We start from the raw sequence: 24300 nt of genomic DNA, 5'->3' as shown, positions 1-24300 counted from the left end.
GGTCGCCATGGCGCTGCAGATCCACGTCGCCGGCCCGGGAGTGGATGTGACCCGCCGGCTGGAAGCGGGCGAGCCGGCGCTGATCCTCGGCCGCGACAGCGACTGCGCGATCTGCCTGCCGGACGCGGAGCGCAACGTCTCGCGCCGGCACCTGAGCCTGTGGAACGACGGCGACCTGCTGCAGTTCCACGTGCTGTCGGTGGTCAATGGCGTGCAGACGCCCGCCGGCGAACTGCCGCCCGGCGCGCGCGGCGTGCTGGCCGCGGGCGAGGTGCTTTCGCTGTCGGCCTTCCGCATCACCGCCGCGCTGGCGACGCAGGACGAGCAGACGGGACCGGCGTCCGTCGATGCCTGGGCGAACCTCCAGTCCGCGGCCGAACTGCTCGATTCCGTCGAGGGCACCACCCGGCCCGAGACGCCGGCGGAGGAGGATCCGTTCGGCGACTGGGGCTTCCAGACCACCTTCGGCCCCGGGGCGCCGGGCGGATCGCTGCGCGCCGAGGCGCTCGCGCCGGCGCCGGACCTGGAGTCCTTCTTCGAGGGGCTCGGGGTCCACGGCGCGACGCATGCCGGGCTCACCCGCGGCGAGCTGCAGACCATCGGCCGGATCACGCGCATCGCCGTGCAGGCCCTGCTGCAGGCCAGCGAGGCCGCGGCCGCCACGCGTCGCGACACCCGCGCCGGCGAGCCGACGCCGGCGGAGCGCAGCGAGCTCCATCCGCTGCGGCTGGACACGCCGATCGAAACCAGGCTGGAGTACCTGTTCGGCGGCGCCGCCGCCAGCGGCGGCTTCGTGCCGCCGGACCGCGCCATGGCGCAAGTCGCCGCCGAACTGGTGGCGCACGAGCAGGCCATGGGCCAGGCGGTGCAGGAGGCGATCCGCGGCGTGCTGGCCGATTTCGAGCCGGAGGCGCTGCGCAAGCGCCTGCCGGGCAGCGGCCGCCGGCTGTTCGGGGCGGCCCGCGCCTGGGAGGCCTTCGCCCGCGACTATGCCGAACGGGCCGCCGCCGAACCGGCCTGGGTCCATCAGTTGCTGGACCGCCATTTCGCACGCGCGTACGCACGCGCACTCCTGCGTGCGAAACGCAACACAGGCGGGCGCCCCGACGGTTGAGCCGCTCGGCCTTGCCCAGGGGGCGCGGGCTAGAATGCATTTCCACCTGTTGCGCCTCGGGCTGATGTGACTCTGAAAAAGCTGGGCCGTTACGAAGTGCTGCGCGTCATCGGCAAGGGCGCGATGGGCGTCGTGTACGAAGGGCGCGATCCCAACCTCGACCGGCGCGTCGCCATCAAGACCGTGAAGGTGGAAAACCTCTCGGAGGAAGCCGCCGCCGAATACGAGCACCGCTTCCGCACCGAAGCGCGCTCCGCTGCCCGGCTGCAGCATCCGAACATCGTCAGCGTCTACGACTCCGACCGGGACGCCAACGTCGCCTTCCTCGTGATGGAGTACATCCAGGGCGACGACCTCAAGCACCACCTCGATCGTGGCCAGCGCTTTTCGCTGGAGCAGTCGCTCAAGATCGTGCGCGACCTGCTGAGCGCGCTGGACTATGCGCACAAGCAGGGCATCGTCCACCGCGACATCAAGCCGGCCAACCTGCTGATCGAGCCGGCCGGCCGCGTGAAGCTGACCGACTTCGGCGTCGCCCGCATCCAGGATTCGGGCGAGGCCACGCGCACCCAGGGCAGCATGGTGGGCACGCTGAAGTACATGGCGCCCGAGCAGGTCCAGGGGCAGAAGATCGATTCGCGCGCGGACCTGTTCTCCGCCGGCGTCGTGCTGTACCAGCTGCTGACGGACAAGCGCCCCTTCGACGGCGACAACGATTTCTCGATCATCCACCAGATCATCGGCCACACGCCGCCGCCGCCCAGCAGCATCAATCCACGCCTGCCCGCTGCGCTCGATGCGGTCGTCGCCCGGGCGCTGGCCAAGGACCGCGACGAGCGCTTCGCCACCGCCCGCGATTTCGCCGTCGCCCTGCAGGCGGCGATCCGCCGGGCGGAAGACCAGACGGTGGTGCCGCCGCTGAACCCGAACCGCAGGTTCGAGCGGGCCCTGTCCCGCCCGCTGACCAGCCCCGGCACCGTGGCGCCGGGCGGCACCGTCCCCGGCGCGATGACGACGCCGGGCGGCGCGTCGACGGTCACGCAGGAGCTCGAGCTCGTCTACTGGAAGGACGTCAAGGACTCCGCCGACCCGGAGGAGCTCCAGGGCTTCCTGGAGAAATTCCCGGCCGGCATCTATGCGGACCTGGCGCGCCGCCGCCTGCGCAAGCTGTCCGGCGGCGAGCAGACCGTGGCCGCCGGTGTGACGCAGCCGGGGGGCGCCGTCGCGGCGCCCGCGGCTTTCGCGCCCAGCGTGTTCCCCAACAGCGCGTTCCCGAATCTCGAGGCCGGCGCGCTGCCGGCGGAGCCGGCCCGCCCGCCGCCGGCGGAGGCGTCCAGCGCGTTCCAGCCGACGCAGTGGATCGAGGAGGAATACACCCGCACCGTCACCGAGCCGCCGCCGCCGGGCGCGGCCGCCGCCGCCAGCACGCCGGCGCCAGCAGGTGCAGCGAAGCCCGCCGCGGCACCGGCGGCGTCGAGGGCCAAGCCGGAGCCTGCACGGGAACCCGCAGCCGGGCCGAAGAAGAAGGTGCCGATGGCGGTCGTGGCCGGCGTGGGCGTGCTCGCCGTGGCCGGTGTGCTGGCCATGGTGCTGGGCCGGGGCAAGACCGAGGGGCCGGCTCCGCAGGCGCAGGCGCCCGCCGCGCCGGTGGCTGCGGCGCCGCAGGCCGGCACGCCGCCCGTCCCGGCGCCGGTGCCCGCACCCGCCATCGTCACGGCGCCTCCCGAGGCCGCGACCGTCGCTCCGGCCTCCACTGCGAGGGCGCCCGCGCAGCCGCAGACCCGGGCCGAACGGGACCGGGAGCGGGCCGAGAAGGCGGCTGGGCGCAAGCCCGCGGCGGAGACCCAGGGCCGGTCCGGCACCCGGACCGCGGCCGTGCCGCCGCCGCAGGAGTCGTCCAATGCGGCCGCGGCAGCGCCGCCGCGCGTCGAGCCCGAGCCGCCCCGTCCCTTGCCGCCCCCGGTGGCGAGCGCCAACGCGGGCAACGCCGCCAACTACCGCGACGTCGACCAGTGCAGGGACCGCATGTTCCTGGCCAAGGAACTGTGCCTCTCGGAGCACTGCGACAAGCCCGGCGCGCGCAACCACCCGCTGTGCGTCAAGCGGCGGGAAGAAGCGCGCATGCGCGAGGAAAGCAAGGTGCCGCGCTAGGAGCGGTCGCCGCGTTAGGAGCGGACGTTCTCAGAGCACGTCGAGGTTGTGCACCGCGAAGTGGCCGCGGGCGCGATCGGCGAAGAAGTGCTCCAGCGTCTCGCGCACGGTGCGGAAGGCGATCTCGTCCCAGGGGATCTCGTGCTGGTCGAAGAGCCTGGCCTCCAGCGTCTCGAAGCCGGGGTCGAACACGTCGGACAGCAGGCGCGCGCGATAGAACAGGTGCACCTGGCCCACGCGCGGCACGCTCAGCACCGTGAACAGGCCTTCGAGCTCGATCTGCGCGCCGGCTTCCTCGTGCGTTTCGCGCATCGCCCCCTGCGCGGTGGTCTCGCCCAGCTCCATGAAGCCGGCCGGCAGCGTCCACTTGCCCCAGCGGGGCTCGATGTTGCGCTTGCACAGGAGCACCTTGTCGCCCCAGTAGGGCACGGTGCCCACCACGTTCAGCGGGTTCTCGTAGTGGATGGTGTCGCACGCCGGGCAGACCGCGCGCTCGTGCGTGTCGCCGTCGTCGGGCACGCGGTAGACGACGGTGGTTCCGCAATTGCGGCAATGCTTGATGGGACTGCGAAACGTCACTTGTCGGCTGTCGGTGGGCGCGAGGGCGCGTGAACGTAGGCTGGCGGTGAGCCGCGAAGCGCGCGAACCCCAGCGCTCCCTTCGGGCAACAGAAAGGCTCCCGCAGGAGCCTTCCGGGGCAAACGTCGGGGACCGAGTTTACGCCTTGGTCGTCTTCGTGTGCTTGTCGATCAGGGCCTTGGCGGTATCGAGCAGCTTGCGGCCGTCGAAGCCCTTCTTGTTCATGTCCTCCACCCACTCGACCTCGATCTGGCGCGAGCGGCGGCGGAATTCCTGCGCCTCGTTGGGGCTGACCGTGAAGATGCTGGTGCCGGGCTGGTCCACCGCGGCCTTGCGGCCCGGAATGTCGCCGGCCTGCTGCACCTTGCCGAGCCAGGCCGAAGTGGCCATGCCGGAGTTGGCGTCGATGACCTTCTTCAGGTCCGGGGGCAGCGAGTTGTACTTGGCCTTGTTCATGGCCATCACGAAGGTCGTGGTGTACAGGGCGCCGCCGGCGGGATCGAACTCCGCGTGGTGATGGGTCAGTTCGTGCACCTTCACCGAGGGCACCACCTCCCAGGGAATCACGCAGCCGGTGATCGTACCCTTGGAGAGGGCGTCGGGAATCTGCGGCAGGGGCATGCCCACCGGCGTGGCGCCCAGCGAGCCCACCAGCTTGGTCACCTGGCGCGTCGGCGCGCGGACCTTGAGGCCGCGCATGTCGGCCACCGTCTTGACGGCCTTGTCGACGGTGTGGATCACGCCGGGGCCGTGCACGTGCAGGGCGATGACCTGCGTCTCCTTGAATTCGTCGGGCGCGAGGGTCTGCACGTATTCCCAGTACGCCTTGGAGGTGGCCTCGGCGTTGGACATGATGAAGGGCAGCTCGAACACTTCGACCCGCGGGAAGCGGCCGGCGGTGTTGCCCGGCAGCGTCCAGATGATGTCGACCACGCCGTCGCGCGCCTGGTCGTAGAGCTGCACCGGCGTGCCGCCAAGCTGCATCGCCGGATAGGCCTCGAACTTGATGCGGCCCTTGGAGTCCTTCTCCACCTTGTCCATCCACGCCTTGTGCATGTTCAGCCACACGTTGGAGGTGGGCGCCATGAAGGTGTGGAACTTGAGCGTGACGGCCTGCTGCGCGAGGCTGCCGAGGGCCGCGCCGCCGAGCGCCGCTGCGGCGCCGGTACGAAGAACTGTTCTGCGTTGCATCATTGTCGGGTCTCCAGGGAGAGAGCCCCTGAACTTACCGCATGGGCGCAGGTGCAGCGTTGGGGGCTTTCCCGCACGGGTTCGGCGTAGGCTGGTGGTGAGCCGCGCAGCGCGCGAACCCCAGCGATGGGGCGAAGCGCCTGTCCGGCGAGCGCTGGGGTTCCGGCGCTGCGCGCGTCACCGCCAGCCTACGGGATGCACGTCACCGCCGACGCACGGGATGCACGACACCGCCGACGTGCCAGGTCACTCCCAGCCTACGAGATGTACTTCACCAGCCAGAGCGAGATCGACGGGAAGAACAGCAGCAGCAGCGTGCGCAGCGTGTCGCTCACCAGGAAGGGCATCACGCCGCGGTAGCTCTCCCAGATCGGGACGTCGCGCGCCATGCCGTTGACGACATACACGTTCAGCCCCACCGGCGGCGCGAGCAGCCCGAAGCCCACCGTCATCAGCACCATGATGCCGAACCAGATCGCCGTGTACTCCTTGGACATGCCGAAGTCGAGCGTCATGACCAGCGGGAAGAAGATCGGGATCGTCAGCAGGATCATGGACAGTTCGTCCATCACCGCGCCGAGCACCACGTAGAACAGCAGGATCGCGGCCACCACCATCACCGGCGACAGGCCCCAGCCGCCCACCACGCTGGCGAGCTGCGCCGGCACCTGCGTGAGCGCCAGCGCCGCGTTCATCAGGTCGGCGCCGATGAAGATCATGAAGATCATCGCCGAGCCTTCGGCCGTGGCGTAGAAGCAGTGCTTGAACTTCTGCCACGTCATCTCGCGCTTGATCAGGGCCGCCACGAAGGTGGCCGCCGCACCGACCGCCGCGCCTTCCGTGGGGGTGAAGAAGCCGCCGTAGATGCCGCCGAAGACCAGCACAAAGATCAGCGCGATCGGCAGCACGCCGCCCAGCGCGTGCAGCGTCACGCGCGAGGCCTGCTCGTGCTCCGGCGCATGCCCCGGCACCAGGCGCACGTAGATGCCGATGGCCAGCATGTAGCCCACCATGGCGATGAGGCCGGGCACCATGGCCGCGGCGAACAGCTTGGCGATGTTCTGCTCGGTCAGGATCGCGTAGATCACGAGCGGCACCGAAGGCGGGATCAGGATGCCCAGCGTGCCGCCCGCCGCCAGCGTGCCGGTGGCGAGCCGGCCCGAGTAGCCGTGGCGCTTGAGTTCGGGCAGGGCGACCGAGGTGATCGTCGCCGCCGTGGCGACCGACGATCCGCAGATCGCGCCGAAGGCCGCGCAGGCCATCACCGCCGCCATCGCCAGGCCGCCGCGGAAGCGCGACATCACGGCGCTGGCGAACTCGAACAGCGCCTTGGAGATGCCGCCCTGGGTGGCGAAGTTCCCCATGAGGATGAACAGCGGGATCACCGACAGGTCGTAGCTGGCGAAGCGCGCGAAGGCCTGCGCGTTGAGGAAGCTCTCGAGCGGCGCAGCCCCGGCCTGCAGCACGTAGCCCACGCAGCCGGCCACGAACATCGCGATGGCGATCGGCGCGCGGATCGCCATCAACAGCAGCATGAGACCGAAGATCACCCCGCTCAGCGCGAGCGGGCTCATTCGTGCACCTCCGGTCCGAAGCCGAAGGCGGCCTGCCACAGCCCGATCACCGCCGTGAGGGCCAGCGGCGGCACCATCGCGCAGTACACGATCCATTCGGGGAAGCCGAGCATCATGGTCGTGGAGTGGGCGTTCCAGGAGCTGAGGCCGCCGAGGGTGGTGCGCCACGCGAGCAGGCCGACCGACAGTCCGAGCAGCAGCGCGCCGACGCGATCGAGCCGCTCGTTGGTGCGCGCGCCGGCCTTGGCGGTGAAGAAGTCGACGATGATGTTGCCGCGGCGTGCCTGGCACCAGGGCAGGAACAGCGCCACCGCGGCGCCGGCCGTCACGGCCGTGAGTTCGAAGTCGCCCACCAGGGTGGCGCCGGTGGTGTTGCGGCCGATCAGGCTCACGCAGGTCATGAGCGTGATGCCCGTGAGAATGAAACCGGCCACGATGGCGCAGAACTTCGCCAGTGTCTCGAGGACGCGCAAGCCTAACCCCCTCTTTGTGCTTTTCGGGATGGCCGCGATCATAGGGCAGCGGCGTAGGCGCCGCGCCCCATGCGTGGTGCCGAGGCGACCCTCAGGCCGCCTGGATCTTCAGGGAGATGCTCTCGAGGCCCGCGACGCCGCCCACGAGCGTGTCGCCGGCCACCACGGCGGCGACACCTTCCGGCGTGCCGGTGTAGATCAGGTCGCCGGGTGCGAGCTCCCAGGCGTTGGAGACGTGCTCGATGATCTCGCCGATGTTCCAGATCAACTTGGAGACGGAACTGCGCTGGCGGTCCTTGCCGTTCACCTGCAGCCAGATCTCGGCGTTCTCGATGTCGCCGGCCTGCTGCGCCGGGGTGATCGCGCCGATCGGGGAGGAGTTGTCGAAGGCCTTGCCGATGCACCACGGGCGGCCCTGCTTCTTCATGTCCGCCTGCAGGTCGCGGCGCGTCATGTCCAGCCCCACCGCGTAGCCGAAGATGTGCTGCTTGGCGTCCGCGGCCTGGATGTTCTTGCCGCCCTTGCCGATGCAGGCCACCAGTTCGATCTCGTGGTGCAGGTCCTTGGTGAGGCTCGGGTAGGGCAGGGTCGCCGTCTGGCCGGCATCCACCACCACGGCGGCGTCGCCCGGCTTGAGGAAGAAGAAGGGCGGCTCACGGCCGGTGAAGCCCATTTCCTTGGCGTGCTCCACGTAGTTGCGGCCCACGCAGTAGATGCGGCGGACCGGGAAGCGCTCGGCGCGGCCCACGACGGGCACGCTGACGGCCGGCGCCGGCTGGAAGACGTAGCTCATGACAACCTTTCTTCGGAATGGATTCCCAGCGCTTCGTGCACGGGGCGGTCGGAAAAACTGAACAGGACGCAGCCCCTGGCGGAAGCGAGGCGCGCAGTGTGCCACGAGGGCACGACGAAATGATCGCGCGGGCCGAAGGCGTAGCGCCACTCCTGCTCGCCGGAGACGATGGTCACCTCGCCTTCACCCTCGACCACGCTGTACACGGCGCCATCGGTCTGGCGCCAGCCCTTGCCGCTGAAGCCGGCCGGCAGCTTCTGCAGGAAGGTGGCGATGGTGGGCATGGGCCAGCCGCCGGTGAGCGGGTTCACGTAGCGCAGCTTGCTGCCGTCCCAGGCGTCGATGGGCGCGCCGCGTTCGAGCTGCTCCAGCGCCTCGCGGCTGCGCTCGTAGGGGTAGCTGAAGATCGGCGAGGTGCGGCCGTAGGGGGATGTCGCGCGGACCGGCGCCATGTTGTGGCCGTAGCGCGCGAAGCTGGTGCCTTCGCTGCGCGTGACCTGCTGCGACTTGCTGGTGTCGTTCTGCGCGAAGCCGGCATCGAAGAAGCGGATCATCGGGATGTCCAGGCCGTCGAGCCACACCACCGGCTGGTCCGCTTCGTGGCCGTGGTCGTGCCACGTCCAGCTCGGGGTGATGATGAAGTCGCCCGGCCGCATGGTCGTGCGCTCGCCGTCGACGGCGGTGTAGGCGCCGGAGCCCTCGACGATGAAGCGCAGCGCACTCTGCGTGTGCCGGTGGCTGGGCGCCACCTCGCCGGGCAGGATCAGCTGCAGGCCGGCATAGAGCGATTGCGTCACCGCCGACTGGCCGCGCAGCTTCGGGTTCTCCAGGATCAGGACGCGCCGCACCGCCTCTTCGGCGGTGATCACCTCACCCGCGCGCATCAGGTAGGGCCGGACCTCGTCGTACTTCCACAGCGCCGGCGCACAGGGCGTCTTCGGCTGCGGCGGCACCAGCGCATGCAGCACCTCCCACAGGGGCGTGAGGTTGTGCGGGTCCATGTCGCGGTACAACTGCTGGCGCAGCTGCGCGGTGGGAAGGGGGGCGTTCATGCAGTCTCCTTTGCGATGCGACCCAGCCAGGCGCCATTTTCTTCGAGGCGCGCCTGCAGGGAAGCGACGTCCACCGCACTGGCGGCGACGCCCGATTGCAGGGCCAGGTCGGCCCCGGCGCCGGCGGCCTGGCCCATCACGAAGCAGGCGCCGGTCACGCGCGCCGCCGACTGCGCCTCGTGGCTCATCGAGGCGCAGCGGCCCGCGACCCAGACGTTGTCCAGCCCCTCGGGCACCGTGATGCGGTAGGGCAGGTGGTTGAAGCCGCGGCTCTCCGGGATCCTCGGCCACCGGAATTCGACGTCGCCCTTCAGGTGCAGCTCCAGCGGCCAGCCGTTGACGCCGACGGTGTCGTCGAAGCTCGCGCAATCGAGCACGTCGCTCTCGGTGAGCTGGTACAGGCCGCGCACGCGGCGCGTCTCGCGGATGCCGACCTGCGGCGCGATGTCGACGATGTAGCAGCTCTCGAAGCCGGGCACCTCGCGCAGGAAACCGGCGACTTCGGCGATCTGCCGGCGGCCCAGCACTTCCGCTTCGCTCAGGTCGCGCGCGTCGGTGCCGTCCATGGCGTTGCCTTCGCGGTTGGCCAGCTGGGTGAGGTTGACCCGCCATTCGATGCCGCTCTTCTGCGGCCGCACGATCGGCGTCTTGCGCGGGAAGCGGTAGCGGCCTTCGGCCTCGGCCTGGAGCATCAGCCGGGGGATCACTTCCCAGGCCTTGCCGGCGCGTGCGGGATCGACGCCGTTGATGCGGAACATGGTCGAGGGGTAGAGCATGTTGCCGGCGCCGTCGCCCTTGTCGTACGGTGCGCCGGCCCAGGCCGCGAGGTCGCCGTCGCCGGAAGCGTCGATGAAGGTGCGGCCGAGTACCCCGCGGCGGCCGGACTTGGTCTCGACCAGCAGCGCCTGCACGCGGCGTTCGCCCTCCATCACCACGCCGGCGGCGAGCGCGTGGAACAGGACCTCGACGCCCGCGGACAGCAGCAGGTCGTCGGCGGCGATCTTGTAGGCGGCGGTGTCGTAAGCCTGGGCCACCGTCTTGCCGAACAGGGCGTGCGGCTGGTTGAGGCCGCCCAGGCGCGCGATGCGCTGCAGCAACTCGTCGGCCACGCCATGCACCACCTGCCGGATCTCGCCATGCACGTTGGCGTGCAGGCCGCAGAAGTTGGTCACGCCGGCGGCGGTGCCCATGCCGCCGAGGAAGCCGTAGCGCTCCACCAGCAGCGTCCTGCGGCCGGCGCGCGCGGCCGCCACGGCGGCGGCCATGCCGGCGGGGCCACCGCCCAGCACGACGACGTCGTATTCGCCCCAGACCGGCGTGGCGCGGCTGGGTTCCGTGAGGGTGCGGGTCATCATTCGTTCGGCTTCTGCAGGTCCGCGCGCCTGTCCATCCATTGGAGTCCGGTGAAGCCCGCGGATTCCCCGGCGCGCCGGGACGAGGCCGCCCATAGATGCTAAGCATACATATGGATTTGACCCACCGCAAGGTTCGTGCATAGACTGGCGTCCATGGGCAAGGGATTCGACTTCCGGCATGCGCCCGGGCACCTGATCCGGCGCGCGCACCAGGTGGCGGTGGCGATCTTCATGGAGGAGACGGCCGCCTACGAGGTCACGCCCGTGCAGTTCGCCATCCTCAATGCGCTGCTGGAGGACCCCGGCGAGGACCAGGTGACGCTGGCGCGCAAGGTCGCCTTCGACGCCGCGACCTTCGGCTCCGTGATCGGCCGGCTGGAAGCGCGCGGCTGGGTGCGGCGGGCGGCGCACGACAACGACCGCCGCCGCAAGTGCCTGTGGGTCACGCCGGAGGGCGCGGAGGCGGCGCGCAGGATGAAGCGCGCGGTGGGCAAGGTGCAGGCGCGCATCCTGGCGCCCCTGGACGAAAGCGATCGCGAGCAGCTGGTCGCGCTGCTCGATCGCCTGGTGGCCGCCCACCAGGACCTCGCGGCCGAGGGCGAAGAGGCGTAACAATGCTCAAGGTCGGCCTTGTCCGACAGCCTGCGGCGCCGCTTTTCTCTCCAATGGATGGGCTTTTACAACAGGAGAAGAGAAGATGAACACCCACTCGATCCGCCTCGGCCTCATCGCCGTCACCACGGCGGCCTTCGGCCTCGCCGGCTGCGCCGACATGAACACCGGCATGACCCCGACCACCCGCAACACCGCGATCGGCGCCGGCGTCGGCGCGCTGGCCGGCGCCGCGATCGGCGGCAACACCAAGGGCGCGCTGATCGGCGCCGGCGTGGGCGCCGCCGGCGGCTACATCTGGTCCCGGAACATGGAGCAGAAGCGGCTGGCGATGGAGCGCGCCACCATGGGCAGCGGCGCCACCGTGACCCAGACGGCCGACAACCAGCTGAAGCTGAACGTGCCGAGCGACCTGTCGTTCGACACCGGGCGTGCCGACATCAAGCCGAACATGCGCCCCATCCTCGACCAGTTCGCCAGTGGCCTGGCCAACCAGCCGAACACGGAGGTGCGCATCATCGGCCACACCGACAGCACCGGCTCCGACGAACTGAACAACCGGCTCTCGGTGGAGCGCGCGCAGGCGACGCGCAACTACCTGGTCTCGCGCGGCGTGAGCGCCGCGCAGATCCAGGTGGCGGGGCGGGGAGAGCACGAGCCGGTGGCCGACAACACCAGCGACGCCGGCCGCGCCCGCAACCGCCGGGTGGAGATCTTCCTGGGCGAGCGCAACGTCGCGGCGCGCTGAGCAACTCGCGTCATTCCCGCGAAGGCGCAGATTCCGTCATTCCCGCGAGGGCGCAAATCCCGTCATTCCCGCGAAGGCGCAGATCCCGTCATTCCCGCGAAGGCGGGAATTCCGTCATTCCCGCGAAGGCGGGAATCCAGGGCTTCCGGTTTTCACGCGCTGCGCGCGTGCTCTGGGTCCCCGCCTGCGCGGGGATGACGGGAGTGAGGCTGCGCGGGGATGACGGCAGCCAGCCTGCGAGGGGTTGCCGCGCGTCAGTTCTCGCCGCTCTTCGCCACCAGCGTGAAGTGCTCCACCACCGGTGGCTGCGCGAAGAACGGCCCCACGATCGCGCGCCATTCGGCGAACAGCGGGCCGCCGCGGAACTTCACCGTGTGGTCTTCCAGCGTGTCCCAGAAGACCTGCAGCACGTAGCGCTCCGGCGACTCGACGCCCTTGTTCACCTTGAAGCCGCGGCAGCCTTCGGCACGGGCGATGACGCTGCGCGCACCGCGCTCGATCGCCTCCTCGAATTCCTTCTGCTTGCCCGGTGCGATGCGGATGTCGGCGAGTTCCAGGATCATCTTCGTGCTTTCAGTGTTGGCTCTCGGGCAAGTCTACCGCCAAGCCATCCAGCTCCGGCGTGAGCCTGATCTGGCAGCTCAATCGGCTGCCCGCGCGCCGCGGCGAGGCGGTGAATTCGAGCATGCCCATCTCGTCCTCCGTCGGCAGGTCGAGCCGGCTGGCGAAGGGCTCGCGCACGTAGACGTGGCAGGTGGCGCAGGTCAGGAGGCCGCCGCAGTCGGCCTCGATGCCCTTGACGTTGCCCGCAACGGCCGCCTGCATGAGGCTCTGGCCGGGTCTGACTTCCAGCGTCGTCTCGCCGGGGGCCGAGGCCGGCCCGAACAGGTGCACCTTGATCGTCATCACAACCTGCCGAAGTATTCGCGTCGCATGAACTCCTCGCTGTCGTCCGCCGCCTCCAGGCGCTGCTGCTCGCTGCGCTTGATCTGCGTGAAGTAGTCGATGAACGCCGCACCGAAGGCTTCGCAAAGGCCGAGGTCGGTGCGCAGCGCCGCCAGCGCCTCGCCCAGGCTGGTGGGCAGGTTCTCGCCCGTGCCGGCGTAAGGCGCGTCCGTGGCTGCGGGTGGCAGCAGCCGGCGGCCGATCCCCTCCAGGCCGGCATGGACCTGCGACGCGATGTAGAGATAGGGATTGGCCGCGGGCTCGCCGATGCGGTTCTCGATCCGCGTCGCTTCGTCGCCGCAGTCGCCGATCACGCGCAGCAGCGCCCCGCGGTTGTCGCGGCCCCACAGCACCGATTGCGGCGCCAGCGCGTTGGGGCGGAAGCGGCCGAAGCCGTTTGCCGTCGGCGTGCAGAACACGGCCATGCCGCGCGCATGCTGCAGCAGGCCGGCCAGCCAGTGCTCCCCGACCTGCGACAGCGTGGAGCCCGCATCGGCCGGCGTGGTGTGCGTGCCGGGGCTGTCGCGCCGGAACGCATTCGCGCCGGTGTGCAGGTCCACCAGCGACTGGTGCAGGTGCCAGCCGCTGGACATGATGTTGGGAAAGGGCGGCCGGCACATGAAGGTGGCGTGGTAGCCGGCACGCCGCAGCGCCATCTTCACGGCGTTGCGGAACAGGACCATGTTGTCGGCCGCCGTGAGCGCATCGGTGGGCTCGAACACGGCCTCCACCTGGCTGGGCCCGAGCTCCACCTCCAGCGACAGCAGCGGCAGCCCCAGCGCCTGCGCGGTGCGCAGCACGATGCGCAGCGGCTCCTCCGCCAGGTCGTACCAGCCTTCGGCCAGCAGGTTGTAGCCGGGATGCACCAGGCTCACCCGCGGCACGGGCGCCGGCCAGGCGGCCTGCTCGGCATCGAGCTGCGCCTGCGCGTCCTCGATGCGGTAGATGTGGAACTCGATCTCCAGGCCGCACTTGAGCTCGAAGCCCGCCTTTTCCAGCCGCGCGAGCGCGCGCTGCAGCACGCGCCGGGTGTCCAGTTCGACCGGCTGGCCGTCGGTGAACCAGGGCTGGCACTGGATCCATCCGGTGGCGGCGGTCCACGGAAGCTGGCGAAAGCTGGCCGGATCGCCCAGCAGCTGCAGGTTGTTGGCGAAGCCGAACCCCGGCAGCGAGTCCGTGCCGCCCGGCTCGAACACCCGGAAGGCCGTGCGGTCCGAGGTGTCCTTCAGCATCAGCGTGCTGACCATGCCGAGGCCTTCGCGCAAGGCGCGCGGCGCGGCGGCGGCGACCAGGGTCTTGCCGCGCAGCACGCCGTGCAGGTCGCACCAGGCAAAGCGCACGAGCTCCAGCCCCTGCGCCTCGATCCGCTGCGCGACGCGCGCCACTGCTTCCTCGCGTGCCGCATCGTGCACGCCGCAACGCTGGGCGAACGACGTCACGCCGTCTGCGCCTGCGTGCCGGGTTCGCGGGCGGCCAGCCAGGGCGCCGCCGCGCGCTTCGCCTCGATGCGTTCGCGCCACCAGGTGGCCCAGGTGCCCGCGGGAGCGATGCCGTCGACCGTGTCGGGCCCCTGCATCTCGCCGGCCAGGGCCGCATCGGCGACGCCGGGCGCCACGCCGCCGGCCTGCACGGTCTCGATCGCCTTGAGCAGCAGGCGCCGGTTCGCCATGATCACCTTGTCGCTGGTGCCCAGGTGTTCGCGCGTGCGGTCCTGGATCGCGCCCATGCCTTCCACCGCCCACTGGTCGTGGACGTTGATGTCTTCCTCGCCCATGCCGAGGAAGGTGCGGCCGCGCTGCTCCTCGGGGTTGAAGCCCCAGTCGTTGTGGCGCCCGGACTTCGGCACGTAGTCCGGCAGCGCGATGAACTGCAGCCGCTGCGTGCGCATCGCTTCCTTGTCCACCGGCCCCGCGAAGCTGGTGAAGATCGAGTACCAGTAGGTGTGGGTGTCGTCGACGGGCAGGTGCATCTGCGTGATGGTGAGCGTTTCGGACAGCGGGATCACGAAGGTGTGGGGGAAGATCGCCTGCGTCACGCGCACGTGCGTCAGTTCGTCCGTCATGGGCCGCAGCGTCGTGAGCTGCAGGCCCCAGGGCCGGTTCTCGGCGGAGATGTCCGGCCGGTGGAACTCGCGCATGATGCGTGTCATCGGCCACTTCTCGCCGCCGAAGTCGCCCGCGCTGGCGCTGCGGAACTGCTTGCCGGCCGGGTTGTCGCCGATCGCCTCCAGCGGCGCATCGCTCAGGAAGCGGTGCAGGAAGGAGGGATGCGCCGGATCGATGCCGACCTCGAAGGCCTGCAGCCAGTTGCAGTGCCACAGGCCCTTGAAGGCGAAGGTGTGCGAGGCCGGCGCGGCGAAGCAGTCGAAGGCGGGGAAGGGCGGCGGCGTGGCGCCTTCCTCGCCCAGCCAGCCGAACAGGATGCCGCTGCGTTCCACCACGGGATAGCTGCGCTGGCGCACCCGTTCGCACAGCTTGCTGCCCTGCGGCTCCGCCGGCGTCTCCAGGCAGCGGCCGGCGGCATCGAACTTCCAGCCGTGGAAGGGGCAGCGCACGCCGTCGCCTTCGTGGCGCGCGAAGGCCAGGTCGGCGCCGCGGTGCGGGCAGTCGCGATCGAGCAGGCCCCAGCGGCCGGCGGCGTCGCGGAACAGGACGAGGTCCTGCCCCAGCACGCGCACGGGCTTGAGCGGCCGCTGCGCCATGCGCGGATCCAGCCGCGGCTCGAATTCGTCCACCAGCGCCACCGGCTGCCAGTACTGGCGCATCACGGCGCCGCAGGGCGTGCCCGGGCCCACCCGCGTGATCAGTTCGTTCTGCTCCGCCTTCATCGGACTCCCTTCAATGCAGCGCGTGCACCAGCTGGCTGGCGCACAGGTGGACCGCCACGTTGGCCTCGTCCATCACGCGGCCCATCAGGATGAAGCCGTGCACGGCGCGCTCGAAGTTGACCAGCGTCGCCCGGCTGCCGGCCTCCGACAGCTTCTGCGCGTACTGCAGGCCCTCGTCGCGCAGCGGGTCGTAGCCGGCCGTGAGGATGAAGGCGCGCGGCAGGTCCGCATGGCTTTGCGCCAGCAGCGGCGAGGCACGCCAGTCCTCGTCGTGCGAGTCGTCGCCGAAGTAGTGGTCGTGGAAGTAGGTGATCGTCTCTTTCGTCAGCAGGTAGCCCTGGCCGTTGCTGGTGTGCGAAGGCGCGTTGCGGCGCTGGTCGGTGGCGGGGTAGATCAGGAGCTGGAAGGCGATCGGCAGGCGGCCGGAATCGCGCGCGTGCAGCGCCACGACGGCCGCCAGGTTGCCGCCGGCGCTGTCGCCGCCCACGGCCAGCCGGTTGGCATCAACCTTCAGGCTGGCGGCGTTGTCGCTGATCCACTGGGTGGCCGCTATGGCGTCGTCGACGGCAGCGGGAAAGCGGTGCTCGGGCGCGAGCCGGTAGTCCACCGCGATCACCGCCGTGCCGGAAAGGTTGCACAGCTCGCGGCAGAGCGTGTCGTGCGTCTCCAGGTCGCCGATCACCCAGCCGCCGCCATGGAAGTAGACCAGCACCGGCAGCACGGCGTCCTCGGGCGTGCCGAGCGGGCGATAGCTGCGCAGGCGGATCGGGCCGGCCGGCCCGGCTGCTTCGAGCTCTCGCATCGCGGCCACGTGCGGCGGCTCGGGCTGCGTGAAGAAGCGTCGCTCGAGGTAGTACGACCGCGCGTCGGCCGGCGAGAGCGTATGCATGGGCGGGACGCCCTTTTCCTCGATGAGCCGCAGGAGGTCCCGGGCCTGGGGGTGCAGCATGACAGTCTCCTGTTCACTTGTTGGCTGGCGCCGCGTAGACGCGAGGCTGGCGGTGAGCCGCGAAGCGCGCGAACCCCAGCGTTCCACGCACCAGTGTAGAGGAGGCCGGCGCTATGCTCACGCCATGAAGCTGTACAACTACTTCCGCTCCTCCGCTTCCTTCCGCGTGCGCATCGCGCTCGAGCTCAAGGGCCTCGGCTACGAGTACCTGCCGGTGCACCTGGTCAAGGGCGAGCACCGGCAGGAGCCGTACACCGCCGTGTCCGCTTCGCAGCTCGTGCCGGCGCTGCAGACCGACGAGGGCGAGCTCCTGAGCCAGTCGATGGCGATCATCGAATACCTGGACGAGACGCATCCCGAGCCGGCGCTGCTGCCGCGCGATGCCCTCGGCCGCGCGCGCGTGCGCGCCCTGGCGCAGCTGGTCGCGTGCGAGATCCATCCCCTGAACAACCTGCGGGTGCTGAAGTACCTCACGCGCGAGCTGAAGGTGGACGAGGCGGCCAAGAACGCGTGGTACCGCCACTGGGTACGCGACGGCCTGGAGAAGTTCGAGCAGGAACTGGCACGCCTGCCGGCCGGCACCTATTGCTGGGGCGAGACGCCGACGCTGGCCGACTGCTGCCTGGTGCCGCAGATCTTCAACGGCAAGCGCTTCGACGTCGACTTCAGCGGGCTGCCCCGCACCATGGCCGCCTTCGAAGCCTGCATGCGCCATCCGGCGTTCCAGAAGGCCCAGCCTTCGAGCTGCCCGGACAACGAAGGATGAGCGCCGCACGGCCGCCCGAAGGCGCGAAGGCCCCCTCGGGGGGCAGCGCAGTACACGAAGTGACAAGCGTGGGGGTCCCATGACCCCGGACTGGCCAGCGCCGGCGGGCGTGGGCGCCTTCTGCAGCGAGCGCGGCGGCGGTGTTTCCGCGCCGCCCTACGACACCCTGAACCTGGGCGACCACGTCGGCGACGACGAGGCCGCGGTGCAGGAGAACCGGCGCCGCTTCGCCGCCACCTTGCAGGCGCGCCCGGTGTTCCTCAGGCAGGTGCATGGCCAGGGCGTAGTGCGCCTGGACGCCACCACCCGGGACACGACCGAGGCCGACGCCTGCTGGACGACCGAGCGCGGCCTCGCCTGCACGATGATGGTGGCCGACTGCCTGCCGGTGCTGCTGGCCGACCGGCGCGGAGCGGTCGTGGGCGCCGCGCACTGCGGCTGGCGCGGGCTGGCCGGCGGGGTGCTGGAGGCGCTGTGGGCGCAGATGGCACCCACGGCCGGTGCGGCGCAGGGGATGCTCGCCTGGCTGGGCCCGTGCATCGGGCCGCAGGCCTTCGAGGTCGGGCCGGAGGTGCGCGCCGCCTTCGTCGCGCACGATGCTGCTGCCGCAGGCCTGTTCCGCCCGCATGCCGACGGCAAGTTCCTCGCCGACCTGCCGGCCCTCGCGCGCCGGCGCCTGTCGGCCCTGGGGATCACCGCGCTCCACGGCAACGACGGCACGCCGGCCTGGTGTACCGTCGCCAATCCCTCAAGGTTCTTTTCGCACCGGCGCGACCGGGTCAGCGGGCGCTTCGCCGCCTCCGTCTGGCGGGTCTGAGGGCGCGGCGGCGATGGCGGCCGCTGCTTCCCGCTTCTGGCGCGCCGCGCGTCGAGCCGGTCGGCCCATGAGGTAGATCAAGAGGGCGACAGGAGCCACCCCATAGAGTAAAACGGTGAACACGGCACCGAGCAAAGTGCCGTTCGGGTGGTTGGCTTCGGCGACGCCCATCATCAGCGCCACGTACATCCAGGCGATCACGACCAGGTACATGAAAGTACCAGTCAAGAAATGTTGCGCCGCAACATAGATGATGGGATACTCCGGGTTTCCCCGCATAAGACAATAGTAGGAGACATCGGATGAATTCTGACGTGGACTGGGCGTCCCAAGCCAGGCAATTCCAGCAGGAATTGGGCAGCCAGTGGGCGCGCGCCCTGCAGTCGTTCCAGCAGGTCGCCGTGCCGACCGCCACCAGCTTCCCGACGCTGAGCTTCGCGCCCGACAAGCTGCGTGAACTGCAGGAAGCGTATGTCCGCGAAGCCTCGCAGATGTGGAACCAGGGCCTGTCCGACCGGCCCGGTCCTTCCGACAAGCGCTTCGCCAACGACGCCTGGTCCCGCAATCCGGTTGCCTCCTTCTCCGCCGCGGTGTACCTGCTGAATGCGCGCACGTTGCTCGCTCTGGCCGAAGCCGCGGAAACGGATGCCAAGACCAAGGCGCGCCTGCGCTTCGCCGTCGAACAGTGGATGGCCGCCTCCGCGCCCAGCAACTTCATGGCGCTCAACGCCGAGGCGCAGCAGAAGGCGCTGGAGACCAAGGGCGAGAGCATCGCCCGCGGCGTGCAGAACCTGCTGGCCGACCTGCAGCAGGGCCACGTCTCCATGACCGACGAAAGCGCCTTCGAGGTCGGCCGCAACGTGGCCACCACCGAAGGCGCCGTGGTGTTCGAGAACGAGCTGTTCCAGCTGATCGAATACAAGCCGCTGACGGCGCAGGTCTACGAGCGTCCCTTCCTGGTGGTGCCGCCCTGCATCAACAAGTTCTATATCCTCGATCTGCAGCCCGAGAACTCGCTGGTGCGCTACCTGTCCGAGCAGGGTCACCGCACCTTCGTGGTGAGCTGGCGCAACGCGGATGCGTCCATGGAAGACAAGACCTGGGACGACTACATCGCCGAGGGCGTGCTGAAGGCCATCGAGGTCACGCAGGACGTCGCCAACGCCAAGCAGGTCAACGCGCTGGGCTTCTGCGTCGGCGGCACGCTGCTCGGCACGGCGCTGGCGGTGCTGGCCGCGCGCAAGGAAAAGCCGGTCGCGTCCGCAACCTTCCTCACGACCTTCCTCGACTTCAGCGACACCGGCGTGCTCGATCTGTTCATCGACGACGCCTTCGTGAAGTTCCGCGAAATGCAGATGGGCAAGGGCGGCCTGCTCAAGGGGCAGGAGCTCGCGTCGACCTTCAGCTTCCTGCGTCCGAACGACCTGGTGTGGAACTACGTCGTCGGCAACTACCTCAAGGGCGAAACGCCGCCGCCCTTCGACCTGCTGTACTGGAACAGCGACTCGACCAACCTCCCCGGGCCGATGTACGCCTGGTACCTGCGCAACACCTACCTCGAGAACAACCTCGTCAAGCCGGGCAAGTGCACGGTGTGCGGCGAGAAGGTGGACTTCCGCAAGGTCGACATCCCGGTGTTCATCTACGGATCGCGCGAAGACCACATCGTGCCGATCGCCGGCGCCTACGCCACGGTGAAGCACCTGCCCGGCAAGAAGCGCTTCGTGATGGGCGCCTCCGGCCACATCGCCGGCGTGATCAATCCGCCGACGAAGAACAAGCGCTCCTACTGGACCAACGACAAGCTGCCGGAGACCTTCGACGACTGGCTCAAGGGGGCCAAGGAGCATGCCGGCAGCTGGTGGCCCGAGTGGGCGGGCTGGCTCGAGCCGCAAGGCGGCAAGCAGATTCCCGCGCCCAAGGCCTACGGTCGCGGCACGAAATACAAGGCCATCGAGCCGGCACCGGGGCGCTACGTCAAGGCGAAAGCCTGAGGCCGCGCTTGCAGCTCCTCCCCCGCGGAGGGAGCATGCGAAGAAACCAGAGGCCTTCCGCGAGGAAGGCATAGCCATCCAGAGCCCTCCCGCCGGAGGGTTTCACAGCCACCCAGATCGCACCAAGGATGAACACCATGGAAGACATCGTCATCGTTTCCGCCGCGCGCACCGCCGTCGGCAAGTTCGGCGGCTCGCTCGCCAAGATCCCCGCGACCGAGCTCGGCTCGATCGTGATCAAGGAGGCGCTGGCGCGCGCCAAGGTCGATCCGGCGCAGGTCGGCGAGGTGATCATGGGCCAGGTGCTGGCCGCCGGTGCGGGCCAGAACCCGGCGCGCCAGGCGCTGCTGAAGGCCGGCCTGCCCAAGGAAGTGCCCGGCCTGACGATCAATGCCGTCTGCGGCTCCGGCCTCAAGGCCGTGATGCTCGCCGCGCAGGCGATCGCCTGGGGCGACAGCGAGATCGTGGTCGCCGGCGGCCAGGAGAACATGAGCGCCGCGCCCCACGTGCTGCTGGGTTCGCGCGACGGCCAGCGCATGGGCGACTGGAAGATGATCGACTCGATGATCGTCGACGGCCTGTGGGACGTCTACAACCAGTACCACATGGGCATCACGGCGGAGAACGTCGCCAAGGCCAACGCCATCACGCGCGAGCAGCAGGACGCCCTGGCACTGGCCAGCCAGCAGAAGGCCGCCGAGGCCCAGGCCGCCGGCCGGTTCAAGGACGAGATCGTTCCGGTCTCGATCCCGCAGCGCAAGGGTGACCCGGTGGTGTTCGACGCCGATGAATTCATCAACAAGAAGACCAGCGCCGAAGCCCTCGCGAGCCTGCGTCCGGCCTTCGACAAGGCAGGCTCGGTGACGGCGGGCAACGCCTCCGGCATCAACGACGGCGCCGCGGCCGTGGTTGTGATGAGCGCCAAGAAGGCGGCCCAGCTCGGCCTGAAGCCCCTGGCCCGCATTGCCGCCTTCGGCACGTCCGGCCTCGACCCGGCCATGATGGGCCTGGGCCCGGTGCCCGCCACGCGCAAGGCGCTGCAGCGCGCCGGCTGGAAGGCGGAGGACGTCAACCTGTTCGAACTCAACGAAGCCTTCGCCGCGCAGGCCTGCGCCGTCAACAAGGAACTGGGCATCGACCCCGCCAAGGTGAACGTCAACGGCGGCGCCATCGCGATCGGGCACCCGATCGGCGCGTCCGGCTGCCGCATCCTCGTGACCCTGCTGCACGAGATGCAGCGCCGCGAAGCCCGCCGTGGCGTGGCGGCCCTGTGCATCGGCGGCGGCATGGGCGTCTCTCTGGCGCTCGAGCGCGCCTGAGCGCCTAATCGCATTCCCCCACCAAACGTTCAAGAAGGAAGAGACATGGCTCAGAAAGTGGCATACGTGACCGGCGGCATGGGTGGCATCGGCACCGCGATCTGCCAGCGCCTGCACAAGGACGGCTTCAAGGTCATCGCGGGCTGCGGCCCCACGCGCGACTACGACAAGTGGATCAACGAGCAGAAGGCGCTCGGCTACACGTTCCATGCCTCGGTCGGCAACGTGAGCGACTGGGACTCGACCGTCGCAGCCTTCAGCAAGGCGAAGGCGGAGCACGGCCCGATCGACGTGCTGGTGAACAACGCCGGCATCACGCGCGACCGCATGTTCCTGAAGATGACCCGCGAGGACTGGGACGCGGTGATCGACACCAACCTGAACTCGATGTTCAACGTGACCAAGCAGGTCGTGGCGGACATGGTGGAAAAGGGCTGGGGCCGCATCATCAACATCTCGTCGGTCAACGGCGAGAAGGGCCAGGCGGGCCAGGCCAACTACTCCGCGGCCAAGGCCGGCATGCACGGCTTCTCGATGGCCCTGGCGCAGGAACTCGCGAACAAGGGCGTGACCGTGAACACGGTGGCGCCGGGCTACATCGGCACCGACATGGTCAAGGCGATCCGCCAGGACGTGCAGGACAAGATCATCGCGACGATCCCGGTCAAGCGCTTCGGCGAGCCGAGCGAGATCGCCTCGATCATCTCCTGGCTGGCCGGCGAGGAAAGCGGCTATTCGACCGGTGCGGAGTTCTCCGTCAACGGCGGCCTGCACATGAGCTGATGCCCGATTCGGCGGTGACCCCGTCGCCGCCGCTCAGGGACAAGCCCGCTCCGGCGGGCTTTTTTTCGGCCGTTCACCTCCCGGCTTCGACCAGGTCCTCGATCACCAGGTGGCGGTAGCGCTGGCCGTAGGAGATCGGCAGGTCCTTCAGAACCTGGAGCACATGCTCGGATGCCATCCCGGCGTTGGCGTGCACGATGAGCGCGTGGTGGCCCTCGTGCGCGAGACTCCGGAAGCGTTGCGCGGTCTGCGCCTCGGTGCCCACCGAAGGCAGCAGCTCGTCGTCTTCATCGGTGGCGCCGGTGATCTGGCGCTCGAACTCCTCCGGGCTGGCGACGCAGAGGTCGTCCTCGGAGACGCCGTCCTTGCGCAGCAGTTCGCACGCCTGCCGCGCGTCCGCGGCGGTCGGCAGCATCAGGACCATGTGACCGGTGGGATAGAACACGCCGCGCATGTTGGTCATGCCGGTGGCAAGGCTGAACGGCTTCATGAGCGCCTCCTTGACAGGACTGGGGCCAGGACAGCATAGGCGCATGGCAACAGCCGCGAGGCGAAGACCCCGCGGCCGTCAGGGGAGCGAGCGGCGGCAGGCGCGCCGCGTCCGTCACTCCACGATGTCTTCGATGACGAGCTTGCGGTACTTCTGGCCGAAGGACACCGGCGTGTCGCGCAGGATTTCCATCACGTGGTCGGACTGCTCCTGGTCGGGCGCATGGATGAACAGGCCGTGGTGGCCCTGGGCGACCAGCCCGGCCATCTTGCGAACCGTGTCGCCTTCGGTGCCGGCGGAGGGCAGGATCCCTTCGTCGCCCTTGCTGCCGGCGACTTCGGCGCGGAAGTCCTGCGGCGTCATGAGCATCATCCGGTCTTCGCCGACGCCGGCATCGGCGAGCTTGCGGGCGGCCTCGCGCACCTGCTGTTCACCCGGGAACAGCAAGACCATCCAGCCGGTGGGATAGAAGGTGCCGCGCATCGTCTTCATGTCGGAGCCGAGTTGAAAAGGCCTCATGCCTGATCCTTCCTTTGGGTTTGCCCCATTCCAGCGCGCACGGCCGTGCTTGGCTGTAGTCGGCGGGGGGCGAAGGCGGTAGGAAGGGGGCGGACAGGCCGGGTTCGGCGAACTGGGACAATACGGGGGTGACATTCGATCCGCGCAACTGGCGCATGTCGGTCGCGCCGATGATGGACTGGACCGACCGGCACTGCCGCTTCTTCCATCGCCTGCTGAGCCGCCACACCCGCCTCTACACCGAGATGGTGACCACCGGCGCGCTGCTACACGGCGACGTGCCGCGCCACCTCGATTTCGACGCCGCCGAGCACCCGCTGGCCCTGCAACTGGGCGGCAGCGAGCCGGCCGACCTGGCCCGCTGCGCCCGGCTGGGCCAGGAGTGGGGCTATGACGAGATCAACCTCAACTGCGGCTGCCCGAGCGAGCGGGTGCAGCGCGGGGCGTTCGGGGCCTGCCTCATGGCGGAGCCGCGGCTGGTGGCCGACTGCGTGAAGGCGATGGTCGATGCGGTGGACTTGCCCGTGACGGTCAAGCACCGGATCGGCATCGACAAGGGCGAGAGCTACGAATTCGTGCGCGACTTCGTCGGCACGGTGGCGCAGTCCGGTTGTCGCGTCTTCATCGTGCATGCGCGCAACGCCTGGCTCAAGGGTCTGTCGCCCAAGGAGAACCGCGAGGTTCCTCCGCTGCGCTACGAGCTGGTGCATCGGCTCAAGCAGGACTTTCCGCGGCTGGTGATCGCGATCAACGGCGGCCTCACCAGCGATGCCGTCGTGCACGAGCAGCTGCAGGAACTCGACGGCGCGATGATCGGCCGCGAGGCCTACCACCACCCCTGGTGGCTGGCGGGCTGGGACGCGCAGTTCTACGGCGAGCCGCCCTCGGCGCTGCGCCGCGAGGAAGTGGAGGAGCAGATGGTGCGCTACATGGAGCGGGAACACGCCGCCCGCGGCACGCCCTGGTCGTCCATCGCGCGCCACATGATGGGGCTGTACAACGGCCTGCCGGGTGCGCGCCGCTGGCGGCAGGTGTGGAGCGACCATCGCCTGAAGGGCGAGCCGCCGGCCGAAGTGATGCGCCGCGCGCACGAAGGCCTGGAACTGGTCGCCTGACCCCCGTCATTCCCGCGAAGGCGCACTGCTGTCCGGAATAGATCCGGGCCAGTGCGCCAAGTCGTTCCGGCACAACGGAAAAGCTGATTGAGCGGGGGGAGAGATTCAAACACTGTATGACCCGTTGGCCGCAA

General features: G+C 69.6%; 25 protein-coding genes. 10 read left to right on the top strand and 15 right to left on the bottom strand.

The window, feature by feature from the left end; genetic code table 11:
* Positions 1-7 precede the first annotated feature (7 nt).
* Positions 8-1114: a type VI secretion system-associated FHA domain protein gene (locus tag JI746_RS27090; RefSeq protein ID WP_201693437.1), complete on the top strand. Its 1107-nt coding sequence runs from the start codon at positions 8-10 to the stop codon at positions 1112-1114.
* A 66-nt stretch (positions 1115-1180) separates the two neighbouring features.
* A complete protein-coding gene (locus tag JI746_RS27085; protein ID WP_201693436.1) occupies positions 1181-3265 on the top strand; it encodes a serine/threonine-protein kinase in 2085 nt (694 codons plus the stop codon).
* A gap of 30 nt (positions 3266-3295) precedes the next feature.
* Here JI746_RS27085 and JI746_RS27080 read toward each other — a convergent pair whose 3' ends face one another.
* The 7 genes from JI746_RS27080 to JI746_RS27050 form a co-directional block, all read right to left on the bottom strand.
* On the bottom strand, positions 3296-3844 hold the full coding sequence (locus JI746_RS27080) for an NUDIX hydrolase (RefSeq protein WP_201693435.1): 549 nt from the start codon (positions 3842-3844) through the stop codon (positions 3296-3298).
* 138 nt (positions 3845-3982) lie between these two features.
* Positions 3983-5038 (bottom strand): TRAP transporter substrate-binding protein, encoded by a 1056-nt coding sequence (locus tag JI746_RS27075; RefSeq protein ID WP_201693434.1) that lies wholly within the window; start codon positions 5036-5038, stop codon positions 3983-3985.
* Between the two features lie 254 nt (positions 5039-5292).
* Entirely contained in the window at positions 5293-6609 is a 1317-nt protein-coding gene (locus JI746_RS27070) for a TRAP transporter large permease (RefSeq protein WP_201693433.1), read from the bottom strand.
* A complete protein-coding gene (locus JI746_RS27065; protein WP_201693432.1) occupies positions 6606-7082 on the bottom strand; it encodes a TRAP transporter small permease in 477 nt (158 codons plus the stop codon). The genes JI746_RS27070 and JI746_RS27065 overlap by 4 nt, the downstream gene beginning before the upstream one ends.
* A 91-nt stretch (positions 7083-7173) precedes the next feature.
* Positions 7174-7875, bottom strand: a complete 702-nt coding sequence (locus JI746_RS27060) for a fumarylacetoacetate hydrolase family protein (protein ID WP_201693431.1) — start codon at positions 7873-7875, stop codon at positions 7174-7176.
* Positions 7872-8927, bottom strand: a complete 1056-nt coding sequence (gene gtdA / locus JI746_RS27055; RefSeq protein WP_201693430.1) for a gentisate 1,2-dioxygenase — start codon at positions 8925-8927, stop codon at positions 7872-7874. Before gtdA ends, JI746_RS27060 begins: the two co-directional genes overlap by 4 nt.
* Positions 8924-10282, bottom strand: coding sequence for an FAD-dependent oxidoreductase (locus JI746_RS27050; RefSeq protein ID WP_408004131.1), 1359 nt, complete (start codon positions 10280-10282; stop codon positions 8924-8926). Before JI746_RS27050 ends, gtdA begins: the two co-directional genes overlap by 4 nt.
* 153 nt (positions 10283-10435) lie before the next feature.
* Here JI746_RS27050 and JI746_RS27045 point away from each other — a divergent pair, with 153 nt between their 5' ends.
* Complete coding sequence (locus tag JI746_RS27045; protein ID WP_201693429.1) at positions 10436-10894, top strand: MarR family winged helix-turn-helix transcriptional regulator; 459 nt, start codon at positions 10436-10438, stop codon at positions 10892-10894.
* An 85-nt stretch (positions 10895-10979) separates the two neighbouring features.
* Positions 10980-11642: an OmpA family protein gene (locus tag JI746_RS27040; protein ID WP_201693428.1), complete on the top strand. Its 663-nt coding sequence runs from the start codon at positions 10980-10982 to the stop codon at positions 11640-11642.
* Positions 11643-11896: 254 nt separating this feature from the next.
* Here the strand turns inward: JI746_RS27040 and JI746_RS27035 are convergent, their stop codons facing one another.
* The 5 genes from JI746_RS27035 to JI746_RS27015 are packed head-to-tail and all read right to left on the bottom strand — an operon-like array spanning position 11897 to position 16363.
* Positions 11897-12205 (bottom strand): antibiotic biosynthesis monooxygenase family protein, encoded by a 309-nt coding sequence (locus JI746_RS27035; protein WP_201693427.1) that lies wholly within the window; start codon positions 12203-12205, stop codon positions 11897-11899.
* A 10-nt stretch (positions 12206-12215) separates the two neighbouring features.
* A complete protein-coding gene (locus JI746_RS27030; RefSeq protein WP_201693426.1) occupies positions 12216-12548 on the bottom strand; it encodes a 2Fe-2S iron-sulfur cluster-binding protein in 333 nt (110 codons plus the stop codon).
* A complete protein-coding gene (locus JI746_RS27025) occupies positions 12548-14026 on the bottom strand; it encodes a glutamine synthetase family protein (RefSeq protein ID WP_201693425.1) in 1479 nt (492 codons plus the stop codon). Before JI746_RS27025 ends, JI746_RS27030 begins: the two co-directional genes overlap by 1 nt.
* The gene (locus JI746_RS27020) at positions 14023-15414 is read right to left on the bottom strand and encodes a Rieske 2Fe-2S domain-containing protein (protein WP_201693424.1); all 1392 of its coding nucleotides are present in this window, start codon (positions 15412-15414) and stop codon (positions 14023-14025) included. Before JI746_RS27020 ends, JI746_RS27025 begins: the two co-directional genes overlap by 4 nt.
* Positions 15415-15424: 10 nt before the next feature.
* On the bottom strand, positions 15425-16363 hold the full coding sequence (locus tag JI746_RS27015; protein ID WP_201693423.1) for an alpha/beta hydrolase: 939 nt from the start codon (positions 16361-16363) through the stop codon (positions 15425-15427).
* A 124-nt stretch (positions 16364-16487) separates the two neighbouring features.
* On the opposite strand from JI746_RS27015, the gene maiA reads away from it, so the two are divergent.
* Both maiA and pgeF read left to right on the top strand, forming a co-directional pair.
* On the top strand, positions 16488-17129 hold the full coding sequence (gene maiA / locus JI746_RS27010) for a maleylacetoacetate isomerase (protein WP_201693422.1): 642 nt from the start codon (positions 16488-16490) through the stop codon (positions 17127-17129).
* Positions 17130-17208: 79 nt separating this feature from the next.
* Positions 17209-17946, top strand: coding sequence for a peptidoglycan editing factor PgeF (gene pgeF / locus JI746_RS27005; RefSeq protein WP_201693421.1), 738 nt, complete (start codon positions 17209-17211; stop codon positions 17944-17946).
* On the opposite strand, the gene JI746_RS27000 is transcribed toward pgeF, so the two are convergent.
* The gene (locus JI746_RS27000; protein ID WP_201693420.1) at positions 17878-18159 is read right to left on the bottom strand and encodes a hypothetical protein; all 282 of its coding nucleotides are present in this window, start codon (positions 18157-18159) and stop codon (positions 17878-17880) included. The genes pgeF and JI746_RS27000 overlap by 69 nt on opposite strands.
* 89 nt (positions 18160-18248) lie before the next feature.
* On the opposite strand from JI746_RS27000, the gene JI746_RS26995 reads away from it, so the two are divergent.
* The 3 genes from JI746_RS26995 (at position 18249) to phbB (ending at position 22042) form a co-directional block, all read left to right on the top strand.
* Complete coding sequence (locus JI746_RS26995; protein WP_201693419.1) at positions 18249-19940, top strand: PHA/PHB synthase family protein; 1692 nt, start codon at positions 18249-18251, stop codon at positions 19938-19940.
* 137 nt (positions 19941-20077) lie between these two features.
* Entirely contained in the window at positions 20078-21259 is a 1182-nt protein-coding gene (locus JI746_RS26990; RefSeq protein WP_201693418.1) for an acetyl-CoA C-acetyltransferase, read from the top strand.
* Positions 21260-21304: 45 nt separating this feature from the next.
* Positions 21305-22042, top strand: a complete 738-nt coding sequence (phbB, locus tag JI746_RS26985) for an acetoacetyl-CoA reductase (protein ID WP_201693417.1) — start codon at positions 21305-21307, stop codon at positions 22040-22042.
* Between the two features lie 73 nt (positions 22043-22115).
* Here the strand turns inward: phbB and JI746_RS26980 are convergent, their stop codons facing one another.
* On the bottom strand, positions 22116-22532 hold the full coding sequence (locus JI746_RS26980; RefSeq protein WP_201693416.1) for an RNA-binding protein: 417 nt from the start codon (positions 22530-22532) through the stop codon (positions 22116-22118).
* Between the two features lie 114 nt (positions 22533-22646).
* Positions 22647-23051: an RNA-binding protein gene (locus tag JI746_RS26975; protein WP_201693415.1), complete on the bottom strand. Its 405-nt coding sequence runs from the start codon at positions 23049-23051 to the stop codon at positions 22647-22649.
* A 170-nt stretch (positions 23052-23221) separates the two neighbouring features.
* On the opposite strand from JI746_RS26975, the gene dusA reads away from it, so the two are divergent.
* Entirely contained in the window at positions 23222-24166 is a 945-nt protein-coding gene (gene dusA, locus JI746_RS26970; protein ID WP_408004133.1) for a tRNA dihydrouridine(20/20a) synthase DusA, read from the top strand.
* Positions 24167-24300: the final 134 nt, after the last annotated feature.

It is taken from the genome of Ramlibacter alkalitolerans (assembly GCF_016722765.1).
Taxonomy (GTDB): Bacteria; Pseudomonadota; Gammaproteobacteria; order Burkholderiales; family Burkholderiaceae_C; genus Ramlibacter; species Ramlibacter alkalitolerans.
Note: the sequence above shows the minus strand (reverse complement) of the source record. Positions and strands in the feature narration are given on the sequence as shown.

Bases quoted from the DNA above. Each gene is read 5' to 3' on its own strand.
- JI746_RS27090 (WP_201693437.1), top strand. From the start codon at position 8: ATGGCGCTGCAGATCCACGTCGCCGGCCCGGGAGTGGATGTGACCCGC.
- JI746_RS27075 (WP_201693434.1), bottom strand. From the start codon at position 5,038: ATGATGCAACGCAGAACAGTTCTTCGTACCGGCGCCGCAGCGGCGCTC.
- JI746_RS27070 (WP_201693433.1), bottom strand. From the start codon at position 6,609: ATGAGCCCGCTCGCGCTGAGCGGGGTGATCTTCGGTCTCATGCTGCTG.
- JI746_RS27060 (WP_201693431.1), bottom strand. From the start codon at position 7,875: ATGAGCTACGTCTTCCAGCCGGCGCCGGCCGTCAGCGTGCCCGTCGTG.
- gtdA (WP_201693430.1), bottom strand. From the start codon at position 8,927: ATGAACGCCCCCCTTCCCACCGCGCAGCTGCGCCAGCAGTTGTACCGC.
- JI746_RS27050 (WP_408004131.1), bottom strand. From the start codon at position 10,282: ATGATGACCCGCACCCTCACGGAACCCAGCCGCGCCACGCCGGTCTGG.
- JI746_RS27045 (WP_201693429.1), top strand. From the start codon at position 10,436: ATGGGCAAGGGATTCGACTTCCGGCATGCGCCCGGGCACCTGATCCGG.
- JI746_RS27040 (WP_201693428.1), top strand. From the start codon at position 10,980: ATGAACACCCACTCGATCCGCCTCGGCCTCATCGCCGTCACCACGGCG.
- JI746_RS27035 (WP_201693427.1), bottom strand. From the start codon at position 12,205: ATGATCCTGGAACTCGCCGACATCCGCATCGCACCGGGCAAGCAGAAG.
- JI746_RS27030 (WP_201693426.1), bottom strand. From the start codon at position 12,548: ATGACGATCAAGGTGCACCTGTTCGGGCCGGCCTCGGCCCCCGGCGAG.
- JI746_RS27020 (WP_201693424.1), bottom strand. From the start codon at position 15,414: ATGAAGGCGGAGCAGAACGAACTGATCACGCGGGTGGGCCCGGGCACG.
- JI746_RS27015 (WP_201693423.1), bottom strand. From the start codon at position 16,363: ATGCTGCACCCCCAGGCCCGGGACCTCCTGCGGCTCATCGAGGAAAAG.
- maiA (WP_201693422.1), top strand. From the start codon at position 16,488: ATGAAGCTGTACAACTACTTCCGCTCCTCCGCTTCCTTCCGCGTGCGC.
- pgeF (WP_201693421.1), top strand. From the start codon at position 17,209: ATGACCCCGGACTGGCCAGCGCCGGCGGGCGTGGGCGCCTTCTGCAGC.
- JI746_RS27000 (WP_201693420.1), bottom strand. From the start codon at position 18,159: ATGTACCTGGTCGTGATCGCCTGGATGTACGTGGCGCTGATGATGGGC.
- JI746_RS26995 (WP_201693419.1), top strand. From the start codon at position 18,249: ATGAATTCTGACGTGGACTGGGCGTCCCAAGCCAGGCAATTCCAGCAG.
- JI746_RS26990 (WP_201693418.1), top strand. From the start codon at position 20,078: ATGGAAGACATCGTCATCGTTTCCGCCGCGCGCACCGCCGTCGGCAAG.
- phbB (WP_201693417.1), top strand. From the start codon at position 21,305: ATGGCTCAGAAAGTGGCATACGTGACCGGCGGCATGGGTGGCATCGGC.
- JI746_RS26980 (WP_201693416.1), bottom strand. From the start codon at position 22,532: ATGAAGCCGTTCAGCCTTGCCACCGGCATGACCAACATGCGCGGCGTG.
- JI746_RS26975 (WP_201693415.1), bottom strand. From the start codon at position 23,051: ATGAGGCCTTTTCAACTCGGCTCCGACATGAAGACGATGCGCGGCACC.
- dusA (WP_408004133.1), top strand. From the start codon at position 23,222: ATGATGGACTGGACCGACCGGCACTGCCGCTTCTTCCATCGCCTGCTG.